Annotated in this window: 15 protein-coding genes; 11 read left to right on the forward strand and 4 right to left on the reverse strand. The window is 72.7% G+C overall.

All coding sequences use genetic code 11. The features are described from left to right. Positions 1–22: 22 nt before the first annotated feature. Entirely contained in the window at positions 23–3,055 is a 3,033-nt protein-coding gene (locus ACIQR3_RS18035) for an alpha/beta fold hydrolase (protein ID WP_403539735.1), read from the reverse strand. A gap of 285 nt (positions 3,056–3,340) precedes the next feature. On the opposite strand from ACIQR3_RS18035, the gene ACIQR3_RS18040 reads away from it, so the two are divergent. Next, positions 3,341–4,576 carry a DUF4032 domain-containing protein gene (locus ACIQR3_RS18040; protein ID WP_403539737.1) on the forward strand — a complete coding sequence of 412 codons (1,236 nt, stop codon included), beginning with the start codon at positions 3,341–3,343 and terminating at the stop codon, positions 4,574–4,576. A gap of 1 nt (position 4,577) precedes the next feature. Here ACIQR3_RS18040 and ACIQR3_RS18045 read toward each other — a convergent pair whose 3' ends face one another. Beyond that, complete coding sequence (locus tag ACIQR3_RS18045; protein ID WP_403539739.1) at positions 4,578–5,450, reverse strand: universal stress protein; 873 nt, start codon at positions 5,448–5,450, stop codon at positions 4,578–4,580. Positions 5,451–5,515: 65 nt separating this feature from the next. Between ACIQR3_RS18045 and ACIQR3_RS18050 the strand changes: the two genes are divergently transcribed. The 9 genes from ACIQR3_RS18050 to ACIQR3_RS18090 all read left to right on the forward strand — a co-directional run bounded on the left by ACIQR3_RS18050 (position 5,516) and on the right by ACIQR3_RS18090 (position 14,353). Continuing rightward, positions 5,516–5,869, forward strand: coding sequence for a VOC family protein (locus ACIQR3_RS18050; protein ID WP_403539742.1), 354 nt, complete (start codon positions 5,516–5,518; stop codon positions 5,867–5,869). Positions 5,870–6,010: 141 nt separating this feature from the next. Beyond that, positions 6,011–7,687: an FAD-dependent oxidoreductase gene (locus ACIQR3_RS18055; protein ID WP_403539744.1), complete on the forward strand. Its 1,677-nt coding sequence runs from the start codon at positions 6,011–6,013 to the stop codon at positions 7,685–7,687. A gap of 11 nt (positions 7,688–7,698) precedes the next feature. Then, entirely contained in the window at positions 7,699–9,144 is a 1,446-nt protein-coding gene (locus ACIQR3_RS18060) for an ATP-binding protein (RefSeq protein ID WP_403540061.1), read from the forward strand. 50 nt (positions 9,145–9,194) lie between these two features. Then, positions 9,195–9,548 carry a UBP-type zinc finger domain-containing protein gene (locus ACIQR3_RS18065; RefSeq protein ID WP_403540064.1) on the forward strand — a complete coding sequence of 118 codons (354 nt, stop codon included), beginning with the start codon at positions 9,195–9,197 and terminating at the stop codon, positions 9,546–9,548. 123 nt (positions 9,549–9,671) lie between these two features. Next, entirely contained in the window at positions 9,672–11,048 is a 1,377-nt protein-coding gene (locus ACIQR3_RS18070) for a CAP domain-containing protein (RefSeq protein ID WP_403539747.1), read from the forward strand. A gap of 43 nt (positions 11,049–11,091) precedes the next feature. Continuing rightward, positions 11,092–11,769 carry an AIM24 family protein gene (locus tag ACIQR3_RS18075; protein ID WP_403539748.1) on the forward strand — a complete coding sequence of 226 codons (678 nt, stop codon included), beginning with the start codon at positions 11,092–11,094 and terminating at the stop codon, positions 11,767–11,769. Between the two features lie 37 nt (positions 11,770–11,806). Beyond that, positions 11,807–12,787 carry a threonine/serine dehydratase gene (locus ACIQR3_RS18080; protein WP_403540065.1) on the forward strand — a complete coding sequence of 327 codons (981 nt, stop codon included), beginning with the start codon at positions 11,807–11,809 and terminating at the stop codon, positions 12,785–12,787. Positions 12,788–12,850: 63 nt separating this feature from the next. Continuing rightward, positions 12,851–13,828 carry an LLM class F420-dependent oxidoreductase gene (locus ACIQR3_RS18085; RefSeq protein ID WP_403539750.1) on the forward strand — a complete coding sequence of 326 codons (978 nt, stop codon included), beginning with the start codon at positions 12,851–12,853 and terminating at the stop codon, positions 13,826–13,828. A 99-nt stretch (positions 13,829–13,927) separates the two neighbouring features. After that, a complete protein-coding gene (locus tag ACIQR3_RS18090; protein ID WP_403539751.1) occupies positions 13,928–14,353 on the forward strand; it encodes an SsgA family sporulation/cell division regulator in 426 nt (141 codons plus the stop codon). Between the two features lie 9 nt (positions 14,354–14,362). Here ACIQR3_RS18090 and ACIQR3_RS18095 read toward each other — a convergent pair whose 3' ends face one another. Next, positions 14,363–14,872, reverse strand: a complete 510-nt coding sequence (locus ACIQR3_RS18095) for a DUF6328 family protein (RefSeq protein ID WP_403539754.1) — start codon at positions 14,870–14,872, stop codon at positions 14,363–14,365. Between the two features lie 153 nt (positions 14,873–15,025). On the opposite strand from ACIQR3_RS18095, the gene ACIQR3_RS18100 reads away from it, so the two are divergent. After that, positions 15,026–15,370: a hypothetical protein gene (locus ACIQR3_RS18100; RefSeq protein WP_215167167.1), complete on the forward strand. Its 345-nt coding sequence runs from the start codon at positions 15,026–15,028 to the stop codon at positions 15,368–15,370. An 18-nt stretch (positions 15,371–15,388) separates the two neighbouring features. Here the strand turns inward: ACIQR3_RS18100 and ACIQR3_RS18105 are convergent, their stop codons facing one another. Next, positions 15,389–16,372, reverse strand: a complete 984-nt coding sequence (locus tag ACIQR3_RS18105) for an aldo/keto reductase (protein WP_403539758.1) — start codon at positions 16,370–16,372, stop codon at positions 15,389–15,391. Positions 16,373–16,383 lie beyond the last annotated feature (11 nt).

Consider the following 16,383-nt stretch of genomic DNA (forward strand, 5'->3'; position numbering starts at 1 on the left):
GTACGGAACTTGGGGATGTCGATCAGCCGTCCGTTTCCGTATCTCCCTCCCCTCCCCCTGCTTTCTCTTCTTTTCGCTCCGCCCGGTCCGGACGGTCGAGCAGGTCTTCGAGCGCGATGAGAAGGCGTCGATTGCGCACCGTCTCCGGGTGATGCGGACCGAGTACCCGTCGCCGGTCGTCGAGCAGGCGTTCCGTCTCCTGGTGCGCCCGGGGGATCTCCCCCTGGCACAACAGCACTTGGCACCACGTGTGCCGCAGGGTCATGGCGAGCACCGAATCGGAACCTTGCGTGGTGTCCTGAAGTGCCTGCCGCACGATGTCCGCCGCCTCGTCCGGCCGCTGGGTCTTCATCAGGCATCGCGCCAGAGTCTGTCGAATACGAAGCGTCTCCATGGTGGACGGCGACCACTTGTCGAGACTTATCCGAAGTATTTCGCGCAATTCCGCCTCGGCTTCGGAAGTGCGGCCGAGAGCGAACATGGCACGCGCGAGACTGTGTCTGACCGTGACCGTATCGGAGTGGTCGGGTCCGTGTACGCGCATTTCGGATTCCGCGACGGACCTCAGCAGGCGCTCCGCCTCGTCGAAACGGAACTGTTCGAGAATGCTCCGGGCCAGCTTGTGCCGGCTGGCGAGCGTTCTGCGGTCCTCCGCTCCCAGCAGCTCCTGGCGGGCGGTCACGATGGCCCGCAGGTCCGACTCGGCGGTCGAGTAGTCACCGCTCTCCAGGGCGATGCGCGCCTTCTCGTGACGTACTTCGAGGATCTCGTCGTCGTCCGGCTGGAACCCGATCGCGTCGCAGTTGTCCAGGACGGCTGTGGCCAGTTCCTGGGCCGGTCTGAGCAGCCCCACGGCGATCAGGTACCGCAGGGTGCGCCGGGCCAGCTCCAGGGCGTCGCGCAGGACCGTGTCCCCGCGGACGTGCTGGTCACCGGCGACGCAGTCGCGGACGACCTCCATCGCGTGCGGGGCGATCGCGGTCCACAGGTCCCAGCTCGGCGGCTCGTCGGGAGGCGAGAGCCGGGTGACGTCCAGCAGCAGGTCGACGAGGAGACCGTAGTAGTCGGACCTGCGCCGCTCCATTTCCGCGTCGCCCCGCAGCAGGGCGTGGACGACGGGGTGGAGCGTCAGGCTGGGCGTCAGAAGGCCGCTCTCCGGCTCGGTGCGGCCGGCGCGCTCGACGAGTCCGAGGTCGTCCAGCCCCTTGAGCACCGCGTTGCGCCGGCGGCGGTCGAAGTCCGGCAGGAGCGGCGATGCGTCGATCGCGGTGCTCTCCAGCAGCGGCCGGTACGGGATGGGCGCGATGCCGAGGCAGGCGAACACCCGGAGCAGGGGACCGGCCTGGGGCAGGCCACGCCTCGCCAGCAGGTCCAGCGCGATACCGCAGACCTCGGCCATGGCGGACATGCCCAGCATCTCTTCCAGACCGCTGGCCGCCGTGCCGGGCGGCGACGCGCTCCTGGCCTTGAAGACCTCGCGATAGCTGTCGAAGTCGTGGATCACCGGGTCGTCCAGGGAGGGGGCCGCACGGTGCACGGAGTTGAGGTACGAGGCGGCTCCGTACAAGGCCAGCGGCAGGCCGCCCAGCGCCTTGGACAGCTCACGGGCCTGTCTGCGGGTGCCGCCCCGCGGAGCGGCCTCCAGGAGGAGCGCCGCCCCTTCCTCCGCTTCGAGGGGCGGCACCTCGTGCACGACGCACGGCGGGAGCCACCCGGCCGCCGAGCGGTCCCGGCTGGTCACGACGACCAGTCCGTCGGCCCGTACCGGCTGGCGTATCCAGCCGGTGCCGTCGGCCACCCGGCTCGCCTCGGAGGCCAGCCGGTCCGGGGTGTCGGCATTGTCGATCACCAGCAGCCACGGGTGGGGGCAGTCCTCCAGGTACCGCCACACCAGGTCCATCGGACTGCCGTCACCGCGGAACGCCTGTTCGATCTCGCCGGTGGGGGCGCCCAGCTGGCGGGCGACCTCGCGCATACAGGTGTTGATCTGGGGCACGGTGACCCACCACACCCGCCGTGATCCCGCCGTCCGGTGAGCCGCCTCCAGCGCGATACGGCTCTTGCCCGAACCCCCCAGCCCGGTCAGGACGCGCACCCTCGGCTCGCCCGCGGCGGGCGCGGCCACGAGGCCGGCGATGATGCCGCGCGGGGCGCGGCCGTGCAGCGGGACCTCGCGTCTGCCGTAGGGCGGGCTCACCGAGACACCGCCCTGCTGCGGGGGCAGTTCCTCGCCCTGGCTCCGGGCGGGTCCGGGGAGTTCCTCCGCGCTGGTGCGCCGGGGCGGCACGGCCGGCGCGGGGCCGGGTGCCGTGGGCTCCTCCTCGGCTTCGAGGAGTTCGAGCAGGACGTCCCGCAGGACCCGGTAGGAGGCGCTGTCGTGGTCGGCGGGCTGCACGATCTGGAAGTGGTCGCCCGGCACGGTGGCACCGTCCGGGAAGACCCCCCTCGCCTCGCGCGCCGGGACGACGGCGTCCTCGGTCCCGCCGTACGCCTGGATCGGGATGTGCCAGCCGCTCTCGGTGTTGCGGTCCGCCCCCACGATCGCCCGCATGACGGTCCGCTCGGTCTCCAGGACATCACGCTGGTAGGGCCGCAGCTGCCGCTCCTGCGGGTGACGCCAGAAGAACAGCGAGCGGCGCAGCGACAGGAAGAACGTCGAACCGTGGTTGGGGCAGGCGAACATGACGATCTGCGCGATGCGGCTCAGCGCGGGCCCCTGGGCCTCGTGCAGTGTCCGGGCCAGGAAGCGCTGGACGATCAGGCCGCCCTGGCTGTGGCTGACCAGGACGACACGGCCCGTTCTCGGGATCTGGACGCGCAAGTAGGTGCGGAGCGAGTCCGCTATGTCGTCGTACTCGGCGATCGCGCGGTCGGGGCGTATTTTGATCTTCCGGCTTCCATAGGGAAAGCAGTGGGCGACCACACCGCGCAATGCCTCGTCGGCGGCGAGCAGTTTCCGGAACTGGTCCCAGACTTCGACCGACGAGAACAGGCCGTGCACGAACACCACATGGACGGTCGTCCGTGATCGCAGTTCCACTGGCATCGTCGTCATCGACCGCCACCCCCTGTACCGGTGGAATATCCACCAGCCATGCACATCGCCCGTTATACCCGTCCGCAAACCGGTGAGGCATGATCAGGAAAGAAAACAGTCCCGAATGAATCGATCGACACAAAAGGCGACCGCTGTTCTGCCTCGCTCTGTCACGAACGGGCACCTCGCCTCCCGCCGGAGTCGGCGCGATGTCGCCGTCGTACGAGAACGTCAACGGGGGCCGGCATCGGAGAGAAGTCCTTAAGGTGATCCCGTTCACCGGCGAGACGAGGACACCGACCCATGGCCCTGCAGATCAACGCGACCAACCCCGAGCACCCGGCGCTCCTGCTCGAACTGCCCTGGCACACCCCGCTGGAGGAGTGGCCGGAGAAACACCTCGTGCCGCTGCCGCGCGGGATCTCCCGGCACGTGGTCCGGTACGCCCGTGCCGGGGACGAGATCGTCGCCGTCAAGGAACTGGCGGAGCGGCCCGCGCTGCGCGAGTACGAGCTGCTGCGCGACCTGGACCGCCTCGGCATCCCGGCGGTGGACGCCCTCGGCGTGGTCACCGGCCGCACGGACGCCGCGGGCGAGCCGCTGGAGCCGGTGCTGATCACCCGGCACCTCGGCGGCTCAATGCCGTACCGGTCGATGTTCGAGACGACGCTGCGCCCGGCGACCATGCACCGGCTGATGGACGCCCTGGCGGTGCTGCTGGTGCGGCTGCACCTGGCCGGGTTCGCCTGGGGCGACTGCTCGCTGTCCAACACCCTGTTCCGGCGCGACGCGGGCGCCTACGCCGCCTACCTGGTGGACGCGGAGACCGGCGAGCTGCACCCGCGGCTGAGCGAGGGCCAGCGGGACTACGACCTCGACCTCGCCCGGGTCAACATCAGCGGCGAGCTGCTCGACCTGGAGGCGTCCGGCGCGCTGCACCCGTCCGTGGACGCCATCGAGTTCGGCACCGAGATCTGCGCCCGCTACCGGAGCCTGTGGCAGGAGCTGACCCGCACCTCCGTGTACCCGGCGGGGAAGTACCACTACATAGAGCGCCGGATACGGCGGCTCAACGACCTCGGTTTCGACGTGGCCGAGATGCAGATCGAGCACGCCTCCGACGGCGACACCGTCACCTTCGTGCCCAAGGTCGTCGACGCCGGGCACCACCAGCGCCAGTTGCTGCGGCTGACGGGCCTGGACGCCGAGGAGAACCAGGCCCGGCGGCTGCTGAACGACCTGGAGTCCTGGATGGCCACCCAGGACGACTACGCCCCCGGCGACCCCCTGGGCGCCCGCCCGGAGGTCCTCGCCCACCGCTGGGTGCGCGAGGTGTTCCGGCCGACCGTGCGGGCGGTGCCGTACGAGCTGCGCGGCGCGATGGACCCGGCGGAGATCTACCACGAGCTGCTGGAGCACCGCTGGTACCTGTCCGAGCGGGCCCAGCGCGACATCGGGCTGGACACCGCCGTCCAGGACTACATCACCGACGTCCTGCCCAAGGCCCGCGAGACGCTCCGGCCCACGACCGAGGAGTGACTCACGCGTGCGGTACGACGGCCACCGGGCACCCGGCGTGGTGCAGTACCCCGTGGGCGACCGAACCGATCCGGGCGCCGACGGCCGAGCGGCGGGCGCGGCGGCCGACGACCATCAGCTGGGCCCGCCCGGCCACCGACAGCAGGACCTGCCCGGCGCTGCCCATCTCCACGTGCTCGACCACGGGCACGTCGGGAAAGCGGTCCCGCCACGGCCTGAGCGCCTCGGCCAGCGCCTTGCGCTCATAGGGTTCCAGGCCCCCGGCGTCGTCCAGCAGCTTGAGCGAGGCGGGGCTGTAGGAGAACAGCGGCGGCAGGGTCCAGGCCCGTACCGCACGTACGGTGGCCCCGCGGGCGGCGGCGGCCTCGAACGCGAACCGCAGCACCTCGGCGCTGTCCTCCGCCTCGCCCTGCTGGCCGACGACGATCTCGTGCCCGGCCACCTCGTCGGAGGGGCGGTCACCGGCGCGAACCAGGACGACGGGCCGGGTCGCCTCGGCGATGACCTGCTGGCCCACGGAACCCAGCAGGAAGCCGACGACCGCCCCGTGGCCGCGCGAGCCGAGCACCAGCACCCCGGTGCCGGCCGCCACGGCGACCAGCGTCTGGACCGGGTCGCCCTCGACCACGTCGGTGGTGACCTCCAGGCCGTGATGACGGGCCGTCACCGTGCCCACCGCCTCGGCCAGCGTCTCGCGCACCCAGCGCTCCTGCGCGTCCCGGTCCCCGGCCCGGTCCACCGCCTCCGGCTCGAACCGCCAGACGTGCACCACGCGCAGCGCCGCCCCGTGCCGGACGGCCTGCCTGGCCGCCCAGGCCAGTGCCGCCAGGCTCTCCTCCGATCCGTCCACCCCTGCCGTGATCGGGCGCGTCATGCGGTGCCTCCCTGCGTCGCGGTAAATCCGTGCGCTGTCAGTCTTCCTTACGTACCCTGCCCGCCATGACGTTGGAGTGGGAACAAGTGATCGTCGACTCGGCCGATCCGGAGGCGCTCGGCCGCTGGTGGGCCGAGGCGCTGGGCTGGGTGGTGGTGGACGACTCCTCGGGGGTGTACGAGATCCGGCCGGAGCCGGACCGGCTGCCGGGGCTGCTCTTCGTCCCGGTGCCGGACGCCAAGACCGTCAAGAACCGGCTGCACCTCGACTTCCGGCCCGTCGACCAGGCGGCCGAGGTCGCCCGGCTGCTCGCGCTGGGCGCGCGCCGCGCCGACGTCGGGCAGGGCGAGCAGTCCTGGGTGACGATGACGGACCCCGAGGGCAACGAGTTCTGCGTGCTGGGCGCGCGCCGCGGCTGACCCGGGCCGGGCGGCACACGGGATCCGGGCCGGGCCCCGCACGCCGGGCAGCGCACGACGATCGAACATACGATGGACGGCGGCCGGTGCGGTCACGGAATCCGCCGTGCCGTGAACCCGGCCGCCCGACGTGGGGGACGCATGACACAGGCCGCCGAGACGGCACGGACCGTCATCATGACCGTGGACGACGACCCGGGGGTCTCCCGGGCCGTCGCCCGCGACCTGCGGCGGCGCTACGGCGCCGCGCACCGCATCGTGCGCGCGGAGTCCGGGGAGTCCGCGCTCCAGGCGCTGCGCGAACTGAAACTCCGCGGCGATCTCGTCGCCGTGATCCTCGCCGACTACCGGATGCCGCGGATGAACGGCATCGAGTTCCTCGAACAGGCCATGGACGTCTATCCGGCCGCGCGCCGGGTGCTGCTGACCGCGTACGCGGACACCAACGCGGCCATCGACGCGATCAACGTCGTCGACCTGGACCACTACCTGCTCAAGCCGTGGGACCCGCCGGAGGAGAAGCTCTACCCGGTCCTGGACGACCTGCTGGCGGCGTGGCGGGCCGGCGACCACAAGCCGGTGCCCAGCACCAAGGTGGTCGGGCACCGCTTCTCGGCGCGCTGCTCGGAGGTACGGGAGTTCCTGGCCCGCAACCAGGTGCCGTACCGGTGGTACTCCGCCGACGAGCCCGAGGGCCGGCGGCTGCTGTCGGCCGCCGGGCAGGACGGACAGCGGCTGCCCGTGGTGATCACGCCGGACGGGACGCCGCTGGTCGAGCCCGACGCGACCGACCTCGCCGCGCGGGTGGGCCTGGCGACCACGCCGGCCGCCGACTTCTACGACCTGGTGGTGATCGGCGGCGGGCCGGCCGGACTCGGCGCGGCCGTCTACGGGGCCTCCGAGGGGCTGCGTACGGTCCTGGTGGAGCGGTCGGCGACCGGCGGACAGGCCGGGCAGAGCAGCCGCATCGAGAACTACCTCGGCTTCCCGGACGGCGTCTCCGGCGCCCAGCTCACCGACCGGGCCCGGCGGCAGGCCACGAAGTTCGGCGCCGAGATCCTCACCGCGCGGGAGGTGACCGGCCTGGAGGTCAACGGGTCGGCACGGACGGTACGGTTCTCCGACGGCTCGGCGATCGCCGCGCACAGCGTGATCCTGGCGACCGGCGTCTCCTACCGGGAACTGGCGGCCCCGGGCACCGGCGACCTGGCCGGCTGCGGCGTGTTCTACGGATCGGCGCTGACCGAGGCCGCCGCCTGCCAGGGCCACGACGTGTACATCGTCGGCGGCGCCAACTCGGCCGGACAGGCCGCGATGTACCTGGCCCGGGGCGCCAAGTCGGTGACGCTGCTGGTGCGCGGCCCGTCGCTGGCGGCGTCGATGTCGCACTACCTGATCCAGCAGATCGAGGACACGCCCAACATCGTGGTGCGCTGCGGCACGGTGGTGGAGTCCGCGCACGGCGACGGCCGCCTGGAGCGGCTCACGCTGCGGGACACGGAGTCGGGGCAGAGCGAACTGGTCGACGCGCAGTGGCTGTTCGTGTTCATCGGCGCGGCCCCGCTCACCGACTGGCTGGACGGCACGGTGGCGCGGGACGAGCGCGGGTTCATCCTGGCCGGGCCGGACCTGACCGCCGACGGACGGCCGCCGGCCGGCTGGGAGCCGGCCCGGCCGCCGTACCACCTGGAGACCAGCGTCCCCGGCGTGTTCGTGGCGGGCGACGCCCGCGCCGAGTCCGCCAAGCGGGTCGCGTCCGCCGTAGGAGAGGGTGCCATGGCCGTGATGCTCGTCCACCGGTATCTGGAGCAGTCGTGAGCGGGCGGCCGATGCCGTGCAGCCCCGGCGAGATCGGGGAGCTGTTCCTGTTCGAGAAGCTGACGCCGGAGCAGCTCGGGCGGCTGTGCGCCGAGGGCCGGGTGGAGCTGTTCGAGCCCGGCCCGGTGTACACCGAGGGAGACCCCGCCACCTGCTTCTACGTGCTGCTGGAGGGGGCCGTCGTGCTCTCCCGCCGGGTCGGCGGGGACGACGTGGAGACCAACCGGACCTCGCAGCGCGGGGTGTACGCCGGGGCGATGCAGGCCTACCTCGGGGACCGGGTGCCGCAGGTTCACACCAACTCCCTGCGGGTCACCGCGCCGACCCGGTTCTTCGTGCTGCCCGCGGACACGTTCGCGAGCATGTCGCGGGAGTGGTTCCCGATGGCGGTCCATCTGCTGGAGGGGCTGTTCTTCGGTTCGAAGAACACCCAGCGGGCCGTCGGGCAGCGCGAGCGGCTGCTGGCGCTGGGCTCGCTGTCCGCCGGGCTCACCCATGAGCTGAACAACCCGGCCGCCGCGGCGGTGCGGGCCACCGCCACGCTGCGGGAGCGGGTGGCGAAGATGCGGCACAAGCTCGCGGTGATCGCCGGGGGGCCGTTCTCCCGGGAGGCGCTGGCCGGGCTCATCGACATCCAGGAGCGCACGGCCGAGCGGGTCGCCAAGGCGCCCGCGCTGACCCCGATGGAGGCGGCCGACCGGGAGGACGCGGTCACCGACTGGCTGGACGACCACGGCATCCAGAACGGCTGGCAGTTCGCGCCGGCCTTCGTCCAGGCGGGGCTCGACACCGAGTGGCTGGACCAGGTCGCGGCGGCCGTGGACGAGGAGATCCTGCCGAACGCGGTCGGCTGGCTCAACTACACGGTCGAGACCGAGCTGCTGATGAACGAGATCGGCGACTCCACGGCCCGCATCTCCCACCTGGTGGACGCCGCCAAGCAGTACTCCCAGCTGGACCGCGCGCCGTACCGGATCGCCGACGTGCACGAACTCCTCGACTCCACCCTGCTGATGCTGTCGGGCAAGATCGGCCCGCGGATCAAGGTGGTCAAGGACTACGACCGTGCGCTCCCGGGCGTGCCCGCCTATCCGGCGGAGCTGAACCAGGTGTGGACGAACCTGATCGACAACGCGGTCTCCGCGATGGCCGGCGCGGGCGGGGAAGGCACGCTGACCGTGCGGACGGCCCGTCACCACGACCGGCTGCTGGTGGAGTTCCGCGACACGGGGCCCGGGGTGGACCCGGAGATCCGGGACCGTATCTTCGACCCGTTCTTCACCACCAAGCCGGTGGGCGAGGGCACCGGGCTCGGCCTGGACATCTCCTGGCGGATCGTGGTCAACAAGCACCACGGCAGCCTCCAGGTGGACTCCCGGCCGGGTGACACCCGCTTCCAGGTACTGCTGCCGCTCGCCGCGGCGGAGCCCGGACCGACGGCCGAGGAGCCGGTATGAGTGATGCGAGCGACGTGGGCGACGTGAGCGACGTGAGCGACGTGAGCGACGTGAGCGACGACCGGGGGATCGACCCCGCCGTACCGCCGAGCGGCGCGGGCTGCGCCGAGTGCGAGGCGGGCGGGGGCTGGTGGTTCCACCTGCGGCGCTGTGCCGCCTGCGGACACGTGGGCTGCTGCGACAGCTCGCCGGGGCAGCACGCCACCGCGCACTTCCGGGCCTCGGGGCATCCGGTGGTGCAGAGCTACGAGCCCGCCGAGGACTGGTTCTGGGACTACGCGGCCGACCGGCTGCGCGAGTCGGGCCCGGCGCTCGCCCCGCCGGTCAGCCACCCCGAGGACCAGCCGTCGCCCGGACCGGCGGGCCGGGTACCGGCGGACTGGGCGCGGTCGCTGCGCGGCTGAGGCGGGGCCCGACGCCCACCGCACCGCACCCTCAGGATCGGCCCCCGGCGGGAACCCTCGTGCCGTTCCGCCCGTTCACCCGGCACCCCCACCGGAGCGCGAGCACGACGACAGGGCGGTGCCATGAACGAGTTGGTCCCGGGCGGAAACCTCCCCCTGCCGGGCGGTCCCGTTCAGGTACGGGTGCCGGGCGGCTTCGACGTGTCCGCGCTCATCACCGGCGACGGCGGCAAGGTCGGCGGCGACGGCGACTTCGTCTTCTACAACCAGCCGGAGGCTCCCGGCGCCCGGCTGCGCGGCGACACCCTCACCGTCGACCCGCGCACCCTGCGCACCGGCGCGACCCGGGTGACGGTCGCCGTCAGCGCGGCCGACCCGGACACCGAGCTGAGCGCGCTGCCCTCCCCCACGCTGCGGGTGACGGACGCGGACGGCCGCGCCCTGGCCCGGTTCACGCCGCCGCGTCCGGGGCGCGAGACGGTGCTGCTGCTCGCGGAGTTCTACCGGCGCGGCGAGGGCTGGAAGCTGCGGGCCCTGGGGCAGGGCTACGCCGACGGACTGGCCGGGCTCGCCCGGGACTTCGGGGTGGACGTCGACGACGAGACGCCACCGGCGGTCACCGCGACGGACCCGGGGGCGGTCCCCGCGGCGGGCGGCCATCTGAGCGCCGGACAGGTCCCCGCGGCGGGCGGTCATGTGGCCGCCGGTCAGGTCCCCCCGCCGGAGGACCCCGGCTTCCTCCGGGAGGTCAACGCCGCCCGAGCCGCCGCCGGTTCCCCGCCCGTCGCGCTCGACGCCCGGCTGGCCGCCGCCGCCCGCGCGCACGCCTCGGCGATGGCCGCCGCGGGCACGCTGAGCGTGCAGACCCGGGACGGGATCTCCGTCTACCAGCGCGCCCTCGGCGCCGGATACGCCTACCTGACCGTCGGCGAGCACCTGGTGTCCGGGCCGCGCACCCCGGACGAGTTCGTCGCCCACTGCCTCGGGACCGAGGGCGCCCGCCGCACCCTGCACGACCCGGCCCACACCCACGTCGGTCTGGCCCACGTCACCGGCGGGCCCTCGGGCGACACCTACTGGACCGCGCTGTGGGCCTCGCCCCTGACCGCGGCCGGCCTGGCCCGGACGGCCGCCGAGGTCGTCGCCCTCACCAACCGGGAGCGGGCCGCGGCGGGGCTGCGGCCGCTCGCCCCCGATCCGGGGCTCACCGCCGCCGCGCAGGCGCACAGCGCGGACATGGTGGCCCGGGACTTCTACTCCCACACCTCCCCCGACGGCGGCGGCCCCCGGGACCGCGCCGTCGCCGCCGGCGTCGCACGGGGCACCATCGGCGAGAACATCGCCTGCGGGCAGCGCTCCCCGGCCGCCGTGGTGGAGGGCTGGATGAACAGCCCGGGCCACCGCGCCAACATCCTGGAGGCCGATTTCACACACATCGGGATCGGCCTGGCCGGCGGCGGCCGGGCGGGCACGTACTGGACGCAGTTGTTCGGAGGCTGACCCGATCTTGGCGGAAGGCGCCGGTCCGGGACAGGATGCCGGTATGAAGGGTGACCTCTTTACCAGCGAGCACATGGTCCAGCCGGCGCAGGCGCCGGGCATGACCGTCGAGAACTCCAAATGCATCCGGTACGCGGTGGACGGCGAGATGCTCGCCCGCCAGGGCGCCATGGTCGCCTACCGCGGCAACCTCCAGTTCGAGCGCAAGGGCCAGGGCGTGGGCGGCATGCTCAAGCGCGCGGTCACCGGGGAGGGCCTGCCGCTGATGGCGGTGCGCGGACAGGGCGAGGCGTGGTTCGCCCACGAGGCGCAGAACTGCTTCGTCGTGGAGGTGGACCAGGGCGACGAGTTCACGGTCAACGGCCGCAACGTGCTGTGTTTCGACGCCTCGTTGGCGTACCGCATCGCCACCGTCAAGGGCGCCGGCATCAGCGGGGGCGGCCTGTTCAACAGCGTCTTCACCGGCCAGGGCAGACTGGGGCTGGTGTGCGAGGGCACCCCGCTGGTCATCCCGGTCTCCCCGCAGTACCCGGTGTACGTCGACACGGACGCGGTGGTCGGCTGGACCGCCGGGCTCCAGACCTCGCTGCACCGCTCGCAGTCCCTCGGCTCGATGCTGCGCGGCGGTTCCGGGGAGGCCGTCCAGCTGATGCTCCAGGGCCAGGGGTACGTGGTGGTCCGGCCCAGCGAGGCGACCCCGCAGAAGGCCCAGCAGCGCTGAGAGGAAGCCCTATGAAGTTGATCGGAATCGCATGAGTCTGGTCGGTATCGAAGAGATCGAAGCCGTCGCGGAGCGGATCGCCGGACATGTCCTGCGCACTCCGACGGCGCCCAGTGCCGGACTGTCCACGCTGCTCGGGGTCCCGGTCACCACCAAGCTGGAACTGCTCCAGCGCACCGGCTCGTTCAAGGCGCGCGGCGCGGCGGCGAAGCTGCTGTCGCTGGGCGAGGCGGAGCGGGCCGCCGGGGTGGTCGCGGTCAGCGGCGGCAACCACGGCATCGCGCTCGCGGTCATGGCCGCCGACCTCGATGTGAAGGCCACGGTGGTGATGCCGCGCTCGGCGCCCGCCCGTTCCGTACGGATCGCCGAGGAGGCGGGCGCGTCGGTGCGGCTGACGGACGGCATGGCCGAGGCGTTCGCGCTCGCCGGGCGGCTGGGCGAGGAGGGACTGACGCCGGTGCATCCCTTCGACGACCCCGTGGTGATCGCCGGGCAGGGCACCGTCGGCCTGGAGTTCGCCGCCGACGCCGGTGACCTCACCGACGTGCTGGTGAGCATCGGGGGCGGCGGGCTGATCGCCGGGGTGGCGGCGGCGCTGCGGGCCGCCCGTCCGGACGTACGGGTGTGGGGTGTGGAGACCGAGGGTGCCGAGGCGATGTCCCGGGCGCTGGCGGCGGGCGGTCCGCTGCCGGTGGAGCTGTCGTCGATCGTCTCCACCCTCAGCGCCCCGGCCGTCTCGCGGCTGACCTACGACCATGTGTCGGCCCTGGTGACCGAGGTGCTCGTGGTGTCCGACCGGGAGGCCGTACAGGGGTCGCTGGAGCTGGCCGAGCACGCCAAGCTGTGGACCGAGCCGGCCGCCGGCTGTCTGCTGCCCGCCGCCCGGCGGGTACGGGACCGGGTCGGCGACGGGGCCCGGCTGGGGCTCGTGGTGTGCGGGGGCAACGCGACGGTCCCCGACATGGCGGCCTGGTCCGCCCGCTTCGGGCTGGACGGCGCGCCGCTCCCCCGCCGCTGACGGCGGGCCGCCGGGTCCCCCGCCGGGCTGTTTTCTCCCGGCCCGGCAGGGGACCCGGCGGTTATGGTGCAAATCGGATACACGATGATGACCGAGCAGGCCGGCCCCCGTGAACTGGTCGGCCATGTGGTGCGGGCCGAGGAGGTCGGGTTCGACTTCTCGGTCACCTCGGACCACTACTTCCCGTGGCTGCGCTCCCAGGGGCACTCCCCCTACGCGTGGAGCGTGCTGGGCGCCGCGGCCCAGGCCACCCGGCGCATCCCGCTGATGACGTACGTGACGTGCCCGACCCTGCGGTACCACCCGGCGGTGATCGCGCAGAAGGCGGCGACCGTGCAGTTGCTGTCCGAGGGGCGGTTCCGGCTGGGGCTCGGCTCGGGCGAGAACCTCAACGAGCACGTGGTGGGGCGGCGCTGGCCGACCGCCGACGTACGGCACGAGATGTTCGAGGAGGCCGTCGAGATCATCCGGGCGCTCTTCGAGGGCGGCCACGTCACCTACCGGGGCAAGCACTTCGACGTGGAGTCCGCCAAGCTGTGGGACCTCCCCGACAGTCCGCCGCCCATCGGCATGGCCGTCTCCGGCGAGCGGTCCTGCGCGCTGGCGGGCCGGCTCGCCGACCTGGTGATCGCCACCGAGCCGAAGCCGGAGCTGCTGGAGTCCTTCGACCGGCACGGCGGCACGGGCAAGCCGCGGGTGGGCCAGCTGCCGGTGTCGTACGACCCCGACCGGGAGACGGCGATCAGGCGCGCCCATGACCAGTTCCGCTGGTTCGGCCTGGGCTGGAAGGTCAACTCCGAGCTGCCGCACCCGGATTCCTTCGCGGCGGCCACCCAGTTCGTCACCCCGGACGACGTCGCCGGGTCCATCCCGTGCGGCGACGACCCGGACGCCTTCGTGGAGGCGGTACGCCCCTACGTCGAGGCCGGGTTCACCGAGATCGCGCTCGTGCAGATCGGCGGCGAGTCCCAGCCGGCCTTCCTGGACTGGTCCGAGAAGACCCTGCTGCCCGCGCTGCGCGAGGCACTGGGCGGGTCCTGAGCCCGGCCGCCCGGGACAATCACCCGGACGCCGGAGCATTGTGCCGGAGACGGGGGTACCCGGAAGGTTCCAGGCAGGTTCTTTCCCGGAGGCCCTTTCGTGAACTCCCTCGTGCACCACACGCTCGTCGTACAGCTCCAGGCGGGTGACACGGAACGCTGTCCCGTCTTCGCCCACCTGGGCTACGACGCCGCGGACCCGTTCGCGCTCACCATGGTCTTCAGCCACGACGGCCACGTACTGGCGCGCTGGACGCTGGACCGCGAGATGGTGGGCGAGGGACTGCTGCGCCCGGTCGGGACCGGCGACGTACGGCTGCGGCCCGTGTCGCGGGGGACGCTGGACGAACTGCGCATCGAGTTCCTGGGCGACCCCCGCGCCGACGGGGACCGTCATCACGCCGTGGTGTTCGCCTGGGCCCCGGCCGTCGCGGCCTTTCTGCGCGAGACGTACGCCGTCGTGCCGCCGGGCCGGGAGGAGTTCCGCGTCGACGACTTCCTGGCGGAGGTCATCGACGCGGGCTGAGGCTCCGGTTCAGTCCGAGGTGTGGCGGTACCTCGTCCACAGGGGGATGACGAACCAGCACAGCAGGTACCAGGCCACGACGCCCGCGACCAGCCACGGCACGAACCCGTCGTGCGTGGCGACGCGCAGGATCAGCAGCAGGGACGCGGTCGTCGTGGCGAGCAGCAGCACCAGGCCGAGCAGGGTGAGCCGGGAGGCCCACCGCACGGCCTGGGGCTTGACGCGCCGGCCCGAGACGAGCCGGTGCAGCGAGACCGGTCCGATCAGCGCGCCGGTCGCGGCGGCGCCGAGGACCACGGTGATCAGGTAGATGCGCTGGTCCGTGTCGGAGAGCTGCTCGTACTTGGGCTGGAACACGACCGTCAGCAGGAAGCCGAACAGGATCTGTACGCCCATCTGCGCGACGCGGACCTCCTGGATGAGCTCCGTCCACATCCGGTCGGCGCGCTCCTCCTCGGTCTCGTCGCGCCCCCGGCGCCTGCCCGTGTCCTTCGCCGCGCCCGCGCCCGCGTCCGCCACTGGTCCTCCCGGCTGTCACGACTGTCACGAATGACTGACAGCTTCCCGGGTTCCCCCCGCTCAGACACGGCGACGGGCGGACGCCCTGTTTGGGAGGGGCGGGCACGGTTACACGGACGGCGACCGAAGCACCGTACGAGGAGGTCGCCAAGGATGTCCGACACGCAGCTCACCGTGACGCTCAGCGGCGGCGGGATCGACGACGCGCGGGCGGTCGTGCACGCGCTGGAGGGCGTGTTCGGGGCGCCGGACGACCTTCCGGCGGACGACCGGGCCACGGTCCGCACCGCCACCTTCAGCTCCCCGTCGGCGCCGGACGCCTCCCGGGCGCCCGCGGCCGGCGCGCGGCTGTCCGCTCCGGTGACCGTCACCGTGCAGGGCACGCCGCAGGCCGTGACGGCGGCGAGCGAGACGCTGGCCCACGCCTTCACGACCCGCGACGAGGGCGCCGCCTCCGGCGACCAGGAGCAGGAGCGGGAACTCCACCTGGTGCCCTGAGGCGGCCTGGGCCTGCCGTCACCAGCGGCTTTCCACCTGGTCCTTGATCCGCCGCTCGTACAGCTCCGTGACGGCCGCCAGCGTGGCGTCGGACAGCTCGGGCAGCGTGGCGGCGTCCGCGTTGGCCCGGGCCTGCTCGGGCGAGCGGGCGCCGGGGATCACCGTGGTCACGCCGGGCTGCTGGACGATCCAGCGCAGCGCCAGCTGGGCCGGGGTGTACCCGTCGGGGGCCAGCGCGGCGAACTCCGCGGCGGCCTCGACCCCGGTGGCGAAGTCGACGCCGGAGAAGGTCTCGCCCTGGTCGAAGGCCTCGCCGTGCCGGTTGAAGGTGCGGTGGTCGTTGGCCGCGAAGACGGTCTCGCGGGTGTACTTGCCCGACAGCAGGCCGGAGGCGAGCGGCACCCGGGCGATGATCCCGACGCCGGCCTCCCGGGCCGCCGGGAGGACCTCGCGCAGGGGCTTCACGCGGAACGGGTTGAGGATGATCTGGACACTGGCGACGTTCGGCCGGGCGATCGCGGTGAGCGCCTCGGCGCAGGTCTCCACGCTGACGCCGTACGCCTTGATTCGCTCCTCCGCCACCAGGGTGTCCAGGGCGTCGAACACCTCGTCCGTGGAGTAGACGGGGGTCGGCGGGCAGTGCAGCTGGACCAGGTCGAGGACGTCGACGCCGAGGTTGCGCCGGGAACGGTCGTTCCAGGCGCGGAAGTTGTCGAGGACGTAGTTCTGCGGCAGCTGCTCGACGCGGCGCCCCATCTTGGTGGCGACCATGACGTGCAGATCGGGCCGGCCCCGCAGGAACGAGGCGATGGTCTCCTCGCTGCGGCCGTCGCCGTAGACGTCGGCGGTGTCGAAGAAGGTCACCCCCGCCTCGGCCGCCGCCTCCAGTACGGCCAGGGCTTCCTTGTCGTCGACGTCGCCCCAGTCGGCGCCCAGCTGCCAGGTGCCGAGACCGAGCACGGAGGCGTGCTGACCCGACCTGTCGAATGCGCGTTCTTCCATGGCGTCAGTCT

The sequence above is a fragment of the Streptomyces sp. NPDC090994 genome (genome assembly GCF_044768905.1).
GTDB lineage: Bacteria > Actinomycetota > Actinomycetes > Streptomycetales > Streptomycetaceae > Streptomyces.